Origin of the sequence: Brassicibacter mesophilus, from assembly GCF_050433385.1 — a bacterium.
Classification (GTDB): domain Bacteria; phylum Bacillota; class Clostridia; order Tissierellales; family Proteiniboraceae; genus Brassicibacter; species Brassicibacter mesophilus.
The window spans coordinates 42,131-55,747 of the sequence record NZ_JBNPXI010000026.1 but is presented as its reverse complement, the minus strand read 5'-3'; the positions used below and the strand labels follow the sequence as shown (position 1 = coordinate 55,747).

The 13,617-nt window shown below is 31.3% G+C and carries 10 protein-coding genes, 1 rRNA gene, 1 pseudogene and 1 other annotated feature; of the genes and pseudogenes, 6 read left to right on the top strand and 6 right to left on the bottom strand.

The annotated features are described in order from the left end of the window. Window positions 1–95: ribosomal RNA gene (gene rrf, locus HNR33_RS19675) — 5S ribosomal RNA — on the top strand; the annotation flags it as partial. Between the two features lie 241 nt (window positions 96–336). Here the strand turns inward: rrf and HNR33_RS19670 are convergent. From HNR33_RS19670 to HNR33_RS19655, 4 genes are all read right to left on the bottom strand, one after another. Continuing rightward, entirely contained in the window at window positions 337–1,842 is a 1,506-nt protein-coding gene (locus HNR33_RS19670; RefSeq protein ID WP_429086909.1) for a glycine betaine uptake BCCT transporter, read from the bottom strand. Between the two features lie 224 nt (window positions 1,843–2,066). Beyond that, window positions 2,067–2,537, bottom strand: coding sequence for a glycine/sarcosine/betaine reductase complex selenoprotein A (gene grdA, locus HNR33_RS19665; RefSeq protein WP_429086906.1), 471 nt, complete (start codon window positions 2,535–2,537; stop codon window positions 2,067–2,069). Window positions 2,538–2,699: 162 nt separating this feature from the next. Continuing rightward, the gene (grdH, locus tag HNR33_RS19660) at window positions 2,700–4,016 is read right to left on the bottom strand and encodes a betaine reductase selenoprotein B (RefSeq protein WP_429086904.1); all 1,317 of its coding nucleotides are present in this window, start codon (window positions 4,014–4,016) and stop codon (window positions 2,700–2,702) included. A gap of 13 nt (window positions 4,017–4,029) precedes the next feature. After that, a complete protein-coding gene (locus tag HNR33_RS19655) occupies window positions 4,030–5,355 on the bottom strand; it encodes a glycine/sarcosine/betaine reductase component B subunit (protein ID WP_429086902.1) in 1,326 nt (441 codons plus the stop codon). A gap of 502 nt (window positions 5,356–5,857) precedes the next feature. On the opposite strand from HNR33_RS19655, the gene HNR33_RS19650 reads away from it, so the two are divergent. The 5 genes from HNR33_RS19650 (at window position 5,858) to HNR33_RS19630 (ending at window position 11,587) form a co-directional block, all read left to right on the top strand. Then, window positions 5,858–6,514 (top strand): TetR family transcriptional regulator, encoded by a 657-nt coding sequence (locus tag HNR33_RS19650; RefSeq protein ID WP_429086899.1) that lies wholly within the window; start codon window positions 5,858–5,860, stop codon window positions 6,512–6,514. 17 nt (window positions 6,515–6,531) lie between these two features. Continuing rightward, window positions 6,532–7,056 carry a transcription repressor NadR gene (locus HNR33_RS19645; protein WP_429086897.1) on the top strand — a complete coding sequence of 175 codons (525 nt, stop codon included), beginning with the start codon at window positions 6,532–6,534 and terminating at the stop codon, window positions 7,054–7,056. A gap of 98 nt (window positions 7,057–7,154) precedes the next feature. Further along, complete coding sequence (locus HNR33_RS19640) at window positions 7,155–9,950, top strand: UPF0182 family membrane protein (protein WP_429086894.1); 2,796 nt, start codon at window positions 7,155–7,157, stop codon at window positions 9,948–9,950. Window positions 9,951–10,125: 175 nt separating this feature from the next. Further along, window positions 10,126–10,677 (top strand): sigma-70 family RNA polymerase sigma factor, encoded by a 552-nt coding sequence (locus HNR33_RS19635; protein WP_429086891.1) that lies wholly within the window; start codon window positions 10,126–10,128, stop codon window positions 10,675–10,677. Further along, on the top strand, window positions 10,667–11,587 hold the full coding sequence (locus HNR33_RS19630) for a DUF4179 domain-containing protein (RefSeq protein ID WP_429086888.1): 921 nt from the start codon (window positions 10,667–10,669) through the stop codon (window positions 11,585–11,587). The genes HNR33_RS19635 and HNR33_RS19630 overlap by 11 nt, the downstream gene beginning before the upstream one ends. A gap of 295 nt (window positions 11,588–11,882) precedes the next feature. Here the strand turns inward: HNR33_RS19630 and HNR33_RS19625 are convergent. Continuing rightward, window positions 11,883–12,969 (bottom strand): annotated as a pseudogene (locus tag HNR33_RS19625) (GerAB/ArcD/ProY family transporter). Between the two features lie 62 nt (window positions 12,970–13,031). Continuing rightward, a complete protein-coding gene (locus HNR33_RS19620) occupies window positions 13,032–13,226 on the bottom strand; it encodes a hypothetical protein (RefSeq protein ID WP_429086885.1) in 195 nt (64 codons plus the stop codon). Between the two features lie 190 nt (window positions 13,227–13,416). After that, window positions 13,417–13,614: a binding site (T-box leader), on the top strand. Window positions 13,615–13,617 lie beyond the last annotated feature (3 nt).

Below are 13,617 nucleotides of genomic sequence, written 5' to 3'. Positions count from 1 at the left end.
TCACACCTGTTCCCATACCGAACACAGAAGTTAAGCCTTCCAGCGCTGATGGTACTTGGGCGGAGACGCCCTGGGAGAGTAGGACATCGCTGGTTTTTTATTTTTTTGAAACAAAATTATATTCTAGCGTAGTGCTTGCCTGGACTAAGCGATGCACACCAAATTTTAGAAGCGTAGATTTGAGTGCCCTGATGAAAAAACTAAGAGACCAACACCAGATCAAAGATTTGAGTTCTCTATTTATGCTTATGGAAGAGTAGAATATTATTGGATTTTTTTACCCAAAAAGCTGGCTATTTAATAGCCAGCTTTTATTCTGTATTGATACAATATTTTTTAATCGATTGTATATTCTCCATCAAGTTCTTTTGTATCTTGCCTAAGTGCTTTTAGTAGGGAGAAGCATGCGAATATCATAACAATTGCAAATGGGAAGGCTGCAGCTATTGAAGCTGTTTGAAGTACGTTTAAACCACCTGCAAGCATTAGAGAAGCTGCCATTAGGGATTGAATAGCTCCCCATACAAGCTTTCTCTTTGTGGTAGGGTTTAAATCGCCGCCTGTTGACATCATACCAAGAACAAATGTTGCAGAGTCTGCAGATGTAACAAAGAAAGTACATAGTAATACTACTGCAATAAAAGATATTATACTTCCTAAAGGGATATGATTCATCACTACGAAGAAAGCTGTTTCAGTAACTTTTATTGCTTCAGTCGCAACTTCTGTACCTAAACTTAATCCTGTAGCCCCAAATATAGCAAACCATAAGAATGAACCTAGTGCAGGTACTATTGATACACCTAAAATGAATTCTTTAATAGTTCTTCCTTTAGATATACGTGCTATAAACACTCCTACGAATGGAGCCCAAGCTATCCACCAAGCCCAGTAAAATATTCTCCATCCATTAATCCAACTATTATCGCCAAAAGCTTGTATTGAAAGACTTTCGCCTATTATATTATTTGCATACATTCCTAAACCGTTTGTAAACGAGTTTATTATTTTAATGGTTGGACCTAAGATCAGGGTAAGTAACATAAGCGCGCCTGCTAATGCGATGTTTGTATTAGATAATATTTTTATACCTTTATCGAGTCCTGATATGGCTGAAGCCATGAACAGAATAGTAACTATTACAATTATACTCATCTGAACAACAGTGCTTATAGGTAGTCCAAATAGATAATTCATTCCGCTATTAATCTGAAGAGTACCTAATCCTAAAGAAGTCGCAACACCAGCAACTGTTGCAAATATAGCTAAAATATCTATTAGCTTACCAATAGGACCTTGCGCTCTTTTTTCTCCAATAAGTGGAATGAAGATACTACTTATTAGACCGGGTTTATTTTTTCTAAATTGCATATACGCAAGAGCAAGAGCTATTACTGAATAATTAGCCCATGGGTGTATACCCCAATGCATGAACGATGCAAATATTGCAAAATTTGCTGCTTCAGGGGTTCCAGCTCCTATACCAGGAGGAGGTGCCATGAAATGATTTAAGGGTTCTGCGACTCCCCAAAATACAAGTCCTATACCCATTCCTGCTGAAAAGAGCATTGCAAACCATGATATATAGCTGTATTCAGGTTTTGAATCATCAGGACCAAGTTTTATTTTTCCATATTTACTAAAAGCAATTGCTAGCATAAATATAACAAAGAAAAGCATTGCTAAAAGATAGAACCATCCGAATTGTTCAGTTAGAAATTTAAAAACATTATTTGCTATATTTCCAAAACTAGAAGGTGATATTATTCCCCAAAGTGATATTGAGAAAACAATTATTAGAGAAATATAAAAAACTGATTTATCAGCTAGTTTCTTAGACAAACGTTTTCCTCCTTTACAAATTATTTAAAATGTTATTAAATTAACAATAGATATTACTATTTCAAATATTAAAGTTACCCTATAGAAGAGTGTTATTTTATAACACTCTTCTATAGACTATTCTTCACTAATCCTCATTTTAATCCAGCAAATGAGGATTTATCTAAAGCTAAAATATAACAACTACTTTTGATTTCATGCTACCAAAAAACTTAAATTATAAGTTAAAATTTACAATATTCTTTTCTTATTGAACTTACTTCATTAACTATGTCATCAACATCAAGAACCATTTCCATCATACCGATTTGCTCATCATATACGTCAGCGTTTACTTCGTTTTTGAATTCTGGTTCTACAACATGGTATACCCTAAGTCCTAACTGGACTCCTGCTAATGGACCTGCAAACGTTGGATCTCCAGCTGTAACTGTTTCAGCTGCTAATCCTGCAGCTTCACCTTCAGCAGCGCCTAATAATACAACCATATTTTCAGCACCGTGCTTTTCAGTTAAATCTTTAACCCTTTGTTGATTTTCTAGGTCCATTGCTCCTGCAGCAGTTCAGACAAAACATTCAGTTGATGCAAAAACTATTTCTGCACCAGTTGATTTAAGACATTCTTCAACTGCTGGAGCTGGAATGCCATCTCTATCGCCTATTACTATGACTTTTTTATCGTCAAATAACCCCATTTCTGCACTTCCTTTCATTTCAATTTTAGTAATGTTAGATTAATTGTGACTTCTTTCATTTATGCATTTATTAAATAGAAAACTTTAAAATCCATCACAGAGTGTATATTCAGTTAGAGTTAAAAAAACTTTAACTGAATTATGATTTGTTTTATATCAAGGTTAAAATTTAACCTTAAAGACAGTTTGTTCAATGATATTTGTAGCTAGTGCATCTAATGCAACACCTACTCTATGATATCTTAATTTCCATTGTTCTTCATGAGAAGTACTTGGATCACCTAAAGGATAAGGAATTGATATTGTTGGAACCATTCTATTAGAACCGACTGTTTTAGCAACTGGTATTAGGTTAGCCATTTGCACTATAGTAATTCCTGCTTTTTCAATTTCTTTTACTATTGTTGCACCGCAACGTGTACAAGTACCTCAGGTTGACGTTAATATAACTGCATCTACGCCAGCAGCTTTCATATCGGCTACCATTTCTCTGCCCATTCTAGCGGCTTCACCTTGAGTAGTTCCTGTTCCAACTGTTGTATAGAAATAATTATGAATAGAACCAATTTTGTCTTCTTTTTCGTATGTTCTTAAGGCATCTAATGGAACTATAACGTTTGGATTAGCATCAGCAGCTGCTGGGTCGAATCCAGCATGTATAGTTTTGTATACTCCACCTTCTAGTCTATCTATATCTGTAATATCGTATTTACCCCATCTAGTAGCAGAAGCAGATTGAATTCTGTCTGGATTATCTACTGGTACAATACCACCAGTTGTGGCAAGAGCAATTTTTGCTTTGCTTAAATCTTTAATCGCTGGTGCTATAGGAACTAAGTCAGAAGCAGGGATTGGCAATTCAGTTTCAAATTTCTCTCCATGAACTTTTTTAAGAAGCATTTCAATTACTCTGTCAGTAGCATTTATTGGAGGATTTAACCATACTTGATGCCTTACTCCTCTTGAATAGTATCCTTCTTCATCTGCTGATAAAAGTTCTTCATCATTTAATAGTTTTTTAGCAAAGCCAACCATGCACTTAATATCTTTTCTCATTGCAGCAGCGCTAGCGCCACCTTTAAAGATATAGATATCCTTTTTAAACATTTCAACCCCAGGATTCTCAGCATTCATTGAACTGATTACTGGGACTTTAAATTTTTCTTTTACAGCTTTTCCTATATGACCACATGCACTACCATATCTACCAGCTCTAAATGCAGGACCTGCGAAGAATATATCGAATTCTTTATCAGCTAAGAATCCTAATACAGTTTCTACAGCTTCTTCTGTTTTTGAACCCATGAAGTTATCTCCGCAAATAATTGTATGAGTAACTTTTACATCGTCTCCTAACTGTTTATCAAGCTCCATTGCTGGACCGACTAAGCCTTCTTTTATTTCAGGAGCAAAATCTGCCATATCTTCTCCACCAATTTGACCGAAAAACTGGTTGATATATAAGATTGCCTTTTTCATCAATTACACCTCCTTAAAAATCTTTCATTGTTTTAGTAGACCAACCAACAACTTGATCACCACAGAACATTGCATTGTTTTCCATAATAATTGAACCATCTTCTCTAACAGATGGACCTAATATTTCATCTCCATCCCATCCTCCTGATAGTCCATCTCTGCCTAAAGCTGCAAGCTCACCTATTACTGTTTCCATTGGAGGAAGCTCTATTAATTGAGAAACGTTTCCACAAGATACTATTGCATCAGCTTTAGGATCTAAAGTAACTAACGGTTGAGATGCACCATCTCTACCTGTACATTCATTTGTTAATCCAATTGTTTTAACTCCAGCATTTTCTAAAGCTACTATACATGCTATAAAATCTGCATCTGGGTTACCGTATCCTTCTTCAGCTACTATAGCACTGTCTGCTCCTAGAGATCTAGCTATTTGAGCAACAAATAAAGCTGATCTTTCTTTTTGCTCTAAAGCAACGTTTAGGTTAGACATTATTACTCCTAAGAAGTTAATAGTTTTTCCATGCTCTTGATATAAACGTCTAATCATAGGGAGATTTTGAAAATCATATGTTGACCATTTAGATGAACAAGGCATGAAGCTTCCCGATATAATTGCACCATCTAATACTTCATTTGGATGCATGAACGTTGGAACCATTCGGTTTGCATCCCACCCATAAACTAAATCATTGTATCCTAGCTCTTCCATCTGTGATTGTGGCTGCATAACAAATACAACGCTTGGTAAATTATTTACTTCAGCTGAACGCTTAGTTACAGGAGCTAGTTCATATTCTTCAACCTTTTCTGGTTTTAAGTCTTTTACACAGTCCCCTATATATTCTGCCAAACGCATTCCAGCCCACCTTAAAGCTCTATTTTTCTTTTGCTGCTCACGCTTTTCAAATTCTTCATCAGTATCAGCAACAAGAACTATATTTTTAAGTTGAGAGTAGTAAGTGTATTTAGCACCTTCTCCACTCATATCAATAAGACCATCTTGGAAACCACCCCAATGTCTTCCAACAACAATAACGCTACAATTTTTAAGTGCTAAAGTTTGTCCATTTCCAGCCTGCATTAGTTCTCCAGTAACTCCAGGGAACAATGGGCCGCCTCCTACTCTGTGTCTTGGTTCAATTGCTTCTTTAACAGGAACAAGTCTAACATTATCACCTGGTTTAACAATCAGTAAATCTGCTTCAGTAATATGCTCATCTTCTCTGACAACAGCTAAAGCTTCTTCTTTGTTAACAGTTAAAATTCCATTAACATATGAAGTTTTTTCGCCAAAGATAATATCTTTGACATAAAAATTACCTAGTTCTAATTTCATTGATTACACTCCTTTCTTATTAAAAAATTGACTTAATATTAAGAATTTTCTTAACAAAAAAACAAAATGATAAAGGAATACGTTTTCACAACACTTAAATTAAGACTTCATTAATTATTTAACAATAGAATATCATAATCATGATTGAAACACAATCATGAATATAATAATTTTCTATAGAATAAAAAGTTTGTATAGACATAACAAATAGTTAAGATTTTAAAAAAATACAAAACATGCTAAAATCTATATTCTAGAGGTTTAATATATAAACTAAAATAAATTTTAAAAAAACAATATTAGAGAATATACATAACAAATTAAAAATTTTTACGTATTATAAAAAGCTTTTGCAAAAACTTATACGAATAGTTTTTGTAAAATAAAATATAAAAGTTATATTGTTGTCAATAATTTTAATATAAATATAGTTTTATATGTGCTAGAAAATAAGTTATGATATTATTATAGTAGATAATTAAAAAGTAACATGGAGGGAAACATGACAAATAAAGAAATTCAGAGGAAAAGAATAATGTCTTATTTTATTGATGCAGCTGATAAGATTATTGAGCAAGAAGGTATTAACGGAATCACTATAAGAAAAGTAGCAGACTATGCCGGGTACAATAGCGCCACTTTATATAATTATTTTGAAAATATTGATCACCTAACATTTTTTGCAGCAATGAGATATATCAAAGAATATGCCCTAGCTTTACCAGACTATATCAAAGATTCCAAAAATGTACTGGACAAGTATTTACTTATTTGGGAGTGTTTTTGTATTTATTCTTTTGAGAAACCTGAAATATATTATGCTATATTCTTTGCTAAGCTTGATAATGACCTAGAAGAATATGTTAAGGATTATTATAAGTTATTTCCTGAAGAATTAGGAAGTCCGTCAGAAGGATTATCAACTATGCTTTTAAAGCATAATATCTATGACAGAGCGATGACTACTTTAGATGTCTGTGTTAGTGAAGGATTTATAAGACAGGAAGATGCATATGAACTTAATGAACTTACTTTATTAATCTATGAAAGTATACTTTCAAGAGTTATTCGTAACAAGATTGATTATAATGAAGCTACAGAAAAAACTATGAAGTATATTAAGCAAATATTGAAAGCATATGTTCTAAAAGAAGCATAGATATTAGAGGTGATATAGTGGATTCTGAAAAAAGAAGAGAGTCTATAAAAAAGATTTTAGTTGAGAAAGAGATTCCTATAAAAGGTACCGAACTTGCAAAAACATTTAATGTTAGTAGACAGGTCATAGTACAGGATATTGCTATATTAAGGGCAAAAGGTGAAGAAATACTTGCCACTCCTCAGGGATATATGATTTTAACAAAAAAACAGGATTACAGAATAGTTAAGGCAGTAGTATGTAAACATACTGGCTATGATGAGATAGATGATGAGCTTAAAACTATAATTGATATGGGTGGAAAAGTGCTAGACGTAATAGTGGAGCATCCTATTTATGGTGAAATAAAAAACTCATTGATGCTTAGTTCAAGAGTCGAAGTAGATGAATTTGTTAAAAGTTTAGTAGAAGAAAAAGCTGAACCATTGTCATCACTTACAGAAGGAGTGCACATACACAATATTGACGTACCAAGTGATGAAATTTATGAAAAGATATTAGAGCAGCTAGGCAGAAAAGGATATCTAATAAATGAAAAATAAAACTAAACTGCATTTATTATAATTTGAAAATAATGTAATTGGGTAGTATAATGGTATTACTAACTATGCTACCTATTTTTTTGAAAGGGGTTGTCTTATTGAGAAGAAAATCAAGCTATGCTTTAACATTGGGTATAATAGCGCTGTTCATTTTAGTTGGGTCATTTACAAATATAATCGACTTTATTACTGATTATAAATGGTTTAGTGAGCTAGGATATACAGAAACGTTTTTGACAAAGCTAAAGAGTCAAATTTTAATTGGAATTCCAACATTTTTAGGAGTTTTCCTTTTAATAATGGTTTATTTAATGTCAATAAAAAAGAATTATTATAGGCTTAGTTATATAGTGCCGGATAAAAATGGTGAAAAAAGACTTAATAAACTTTTGGCAGGAGTAGCTATATTAATTTCTATTTTTACATCATCTATATTTGCAGGAAAGCTATGGTTTACTATACTTCAGTATAGAAACTCTACTATGTTCAATATAGATGATCCAATATTTAGTAAAGATCTTTCTTTCTATATATTTAAGCTTCCACTATTAAGTGAAATAATAAGTCTTTTGATACTATTGATGTTTATACTCATTGTTGTTACGATTGCATTTTACTTCTTGATGATGGCTATTAGAAGGCCTGAATCAGAGGATTCAAATGTATTTGATTTTGCTGACTTTGCAAATCAAAAAGAGAAGTATAGAGGGATAAGCAAGAAAATATTTAATACTGCGTTAGTTCAGGTAAGTATAATTGGATTAGTTATATTTATTATATTTGGATTGAACTATATATTGAAATCTTATTATCTTGTATATTCACCTAGAGGAATAGCATTTGGAGCAAGTTATACAGATGTTCATGTAACTTTATGGATTAATAGAATAATGGCAGTTATAGCCATATTATCTGCATTTGGATTTTTATTTGGCACACTTAAAAAGAAAATGAAAATAGCATTAGCTGGTCCAGCAATACTAGTTGCTGTAGCAATAGTAGGTAATATTGCTATTGGTGCGATACAAAAATTTATTGTTGAGCCAGATGAAGTATCTAAAGAACAAAAGTATTTAGAATATAACATAGAATTCACACAGAAGGCTTATGGGCTATCAGAGGTTGAGGAGAAACAATTCCCGGTAAGCCAAGAGTTGACGAAAGAATCAATAATGAATAATGAAGAAACTATTAAAAATATTAGAATAAATGATTATACTCCCGTTGAACAAGTATATAATCAGGTACAGGCAATAAGATCTTACTATAGATTTAATGATGTTGATATTGACAGATACAATATTGATGGCAAGTATACACAAGTATTTCTATCAGCAAGAGAATTAGACCAAAAGAAGCTAAATGCACAGGCTCAGACATGGATAAATCAACATCTTAGATATACACATGGATATGGTTTAACATTATCGCCTGTAAACTCTGTAACTACTGAAGGACAGCCAAAGCTTTTAGTTAAAAACATACCTCCGATAACTGAGACAAATTTAAAAATAGAGAGGCCAGAAATATACTTTGGTGAAATAACTAATAATTATACTGTTATAAATACTGATGAAAAAGAATTCGACTATCCAAAGGGTGATGATAATCAGGATACCACTTATCAGGGCACAGCAGGGATAGAGCTTAATGGTATTAACAAACTTTTATTTGCAATAAAAAATGGAAATCTAAAGCTTTTAATATCGAGTAATATTAATTCGGATAGCAGGATAATAATGTATAGAAATATACTTGAGAGAGCAAGAAAGATTGCGCCTTTTATAGAGTATGATGATGATCCATACCTAGTAGTAAATCAAGAAGATGGAAGGCTATATTGGATAATTGATGGATATACAATGACTTCTAGATATCCTTATTCAGAGCCTTACAAGGATACTGGAATAAACTATATAAGAAATTCGGTTAAAGTTACAGTTGATGCATATAATGGAGATGTAAAATACTATGTATTTGATGAAAATGATCCAATAATAATGACATATAAGAAAATATTCAAGGATCTATTTATTGACGAGGAACAGATGCCTAAAGCACTCAGAGAACATGCTAGGTATCCTCAAACAATTTTTGATATACAGTCAGATATTTATAGAATATATCATATGGATAATCCAAGAGTTTTTTATAATAAAGAGGATGCTTGGGATATAGCAAAAGAAAAATATATGGGAGAAATTCAGACTGTTGAATCAAACTATTCTATGTTTAAGCTACCTGGTGAAGAAAAGGCTGAATTCTTGTTATCTGTGCCGTATACACCGGCAACAAAGCCTAATATGATATCTCTATTAGTAGCTAGAAATGATGGAGAAAACTTAGGAAAACTATTTATTTATAAGTTTCCAAAAAGCAAAAATATACCAGGTCCTATGACCATGGAGTCTAAGATAGATCAAGACTCATCAATATCTCCGCAGCTTACACTATGGAGTCAGAAGGGTTCAAACGTATTAAGGGGAAATATGATGACAATACCAATAGAAGATTCACTTATTTATGTTGAGCCTATATATCTTCAAGCAGACAATGAAAATGGATTGCCTGAAGTTAAAAGAGTAATAGTGGGATACAAAGATAAGATTGTAATGGAAGAAACATTAGATTTAGCTTTATCTAAGATATTTGGACAAATGGATATAGAAGAAGATAACAATGGCGTTGTAGATAATGTTGATACAGATATTACAGACGGAAGTATAGAACAACTTATATTAAAAGCAAATGAGTTATTTAATAATGCTAGAGAGGCATCTCAAAATGGAGATTGGGCTAAATATGGAGAATATATTGATGATTTAGAGCAGATTTTAGGCCAGCTTAACAGTTCTGTATTACCACAAGAGAATGAACAACAACCTTCAGAATAAACAATAAAGTAAACTAAGGGCTGTTGCACAACGAATTAATTAGTTCGTTTGCAACAGTCCTTTAAATTTTTCTTTTAACTTATGTATAGGCAGACTTCAATAGGGGTAAAAATTTTTTTTATTATGAATGAAACCTTTTTATGGTTTCATTTGTCTAATAATTAAATAAAAAATAATGTGTACACATATTAAGGAGGGAGTTGTTCTGGAAGAAATAGTTAAGAGAGCAATAGAAGGTGATGAAGAAAGCTTTCTAGTCCTTATAAAAAGCAGAAAAGATAATATTTATAAAGTTGCTTATAGCTTTGTTAATAATGAACAAGACGCTCTTGATATTGTTCAAGAATCAGTATATAAAGCCTATATATCTATAAAAAAACTAAAACATCCCGAATACTTTAATACTTGGTTGACAAAGATAGTAAAAAATTGTTCTATAAATTTTATCAATAAATCTAAAAAAGTTATATATATAGATAAAGATATGTCAGAAAACATTGTCCAGGATTCTAAAGATATTGCAGAAGAAATGGATCTGAAAACAGCATTAAATCAACTAGATATTAAATATAAAACTGTTATTATATTAAGATATTTTCAAGATTTGACCTTAAAGGAAATATCCGAGTTGCTAGAAATTCCTTTAAACACCGTAAAAACTCAGCTTTATAGGGCTCTGGAAAAATTGAAAATAGAGTTAAAGGAGGAAGGTATTATTGAAAAATGATATAGATAGTTTAAAAAAAATATATGAGGATATAGAAACATCAGATAGATTAGATGAAGTTATTAATAATGCCATATTAAGGGGGAAAATTGATATGAAAAAAAGTAACAGAAAAAAAGGTATACTTAAGAGTATAGTAGGTATCGCAGCTGCTGTAGGCATATTTACAGTAAGTATAAATGGAATTCCATCTTTTGCGAGTAAACTAGAAGATGTACCAGTACTAGGTTCCTTAGTAAAGGTACTTCAATTTAATGAAGGGAAATCCCAAGGTGGAGAAATAACTGATGGTGTTAATATAAATAAGATGTTTCTTCAAAAAGGAAAGGACTCAGATTCAATTCTTATTAGTTTTGATAGTGAACATATAGAAGATACTACACCATATTTTGATGTAAAATATAAAGAAGCTCCATATACTATGACTTTTTCTGTATCAGGTGTAAGAGATTTTACAGCAAGAAAATACTTTGATGAAATTAGAAGCAGTCAATACGTGAAGGATATATATAGTGTAATAACATTAGATGACTCGCAACAGAGATTTAACATAGTTTTCAATTGTCCTGTAACCTTCGAGATAGAAGAATATAAAAACCCTTCTTCAATAAAAGTGACTATTTCTGAAGATACATCAAAAGATTCTAGTCATAAGATCTATTCAGTAAGAACTAATTCTTATGAAAAAGGAGAAGAATTCGCAATGATGGAAGAAATTTTATTTGAAATTGATACTTTAAGGGTACTGAAAGATAAAAATAGAACATTTCTTTATGAATTGGGAAACTATGAAACAGAACAAGAAGCAATAGAAAAAATGGAAGAGCTCAAGAATACTTATGGAGAAAGTGTAAAATTGTTAGTTGAAGAAAGAACTATGGAAGGCTTACCATCAGCGAATAGCAAATAGAATAGCAATAGTACTAGTTTCTTTCTCTATAGATTATAATAAGTAAAAGATTTAAAGGTTAATTTTATCATTAGTGGCTGGACAATAAAAAATTTTATATAGCTCAAGTAAGCCAGTAAAGATAATTTTGATTATCTTTACTGGCTTGTTTTTGTTTAATTCTTATTATCTGTATTCTGTATTTTGAATATCTTTTAGGTTTACCAAATACTTTAAGATTTCATACAAGTCATCTAATTTTTTACCTGTTGTTATTTTTTGTTAGACCTCTATTTTTAGTTATATATAGGAATATCTATAAGCTATTTTCTCTATAATTCTTTTTTATTTTAACAGTAATAAATATAATAATAGGTAAAATTACTTGAAATGGGAGAGCATAACTAGGATATATATCCGAAGCGAATTCTGCTTTTTCCATTACACTTTCATGAATAAAATAAGATAAATTAATTATTAATAATCCAATTGGTGTTACTATAAACTTATAATCACCAAGACCAAATACTTTAGCAACTCCATTACAAGTACTTAATAAGCATATGCATACTTTAATAAAACCTCCTATTAATAATGTTGCTGCAATTACAACTTCTAAATTTTCAATAACATCTCTAACACTTAATCTTCTAGCACTTGCATATGTTGGGAAATACATTTCTTTAGCAATATTAGAACCTAATACTAAAATATTAGTAATAGAAGATATATATAATTATTCCGCCTATTAATAAACCTAATATAAAAACTTTACGGATGTGTTTTACCTTACCTGTAGAAAAAAAAGCTGTAAACATGGCTATTTGAGTAAATGGAAAAATAAAAGCATGAAAAGAACCTTCGATAATTGGTTTTATGCCTTCAGATAGTGTGGGACTTAAATTATTTATGCTCATTCTATTAACTAGAAATAAAGTAAATATTGATATTAAGATAATAGTTCCTGTTAGAAAAAACTCTCCTAATCTTCCTATTATTTCGATACCTGCCTTTACTGCCCAAATACATAGAATACCGATTAGAAACATAGATATGATTATGGGAGTTTGTGTCAAAGAGGTTACAGAAATAAAGTCACCAAAAACCCTTAATACTAACCCTCCTAAAATGAATGAAAACAAGATAAATAATATTGAAATTCCTTTGCCAATGATTTTTCCAAAAACAACCGGGAGTATATCGTACAGGTCTTTTTCGGGGAAATGCACTAGAAGTCTAGAGTATATCATCGATAAAGGTATTGAAGCGATAATTGACATAATAATCGCAAGCCATAAATCTTGTTTTGATTCTCCTGCTATAGTCAGGATTATCGAACTTCCTATTATGAATAAACTTATAACAGATATACCTTGTTTATCAGAAAGAACTTCTTTGCTCAATTTTTTCCTCCAAATACTACATAATTATCGACTAATTTTGATAAATGAATTGCATAAATTTCTTATATATTTCTCATCAGTTTTATTTCATCTATTGACATTGAGTCCAGTTTTTTTGCTTTAAAAGTAACTTCACTTCTGTCTATAAGTCCTTTTTCTACAAGTATCTCAATTATACTTGCAATAGCTAAAGTATTTCTATAATTAATGTCTTTCATGTCTCCTAATTGTGCTAAAATATCAATATCAAACATCATAGTAATATCCCCCTTGAATATTTATTATTATTATTATTGACGTAAATAAAAAGTATATACGTGAAAACTGAAGTATGATTTTTAAAAATTATTTTATAGTACATATTTATTTATATAAAAGGCAATAATTAAATAAAGTAGTATTGAAATTTTAATGTATATATGATATAATTCATTCAAATTTATATAAGATAATGCAATGAGGGGAAATAGTAGATACATTGATTTCTAAAGAGAGCTAATGGTTGGTGTGAATTGGTGTGATTAGGTATCGAATCCATCCTTGAGTATTTTACTTAAAAGGTAAGCCTAAGCAGGGGATAACTGCAAAGAGTGGACCAATATGGTTAACTAGGGTGGCAACGCGGGAAAACTTCTCGTCCCTTATTTT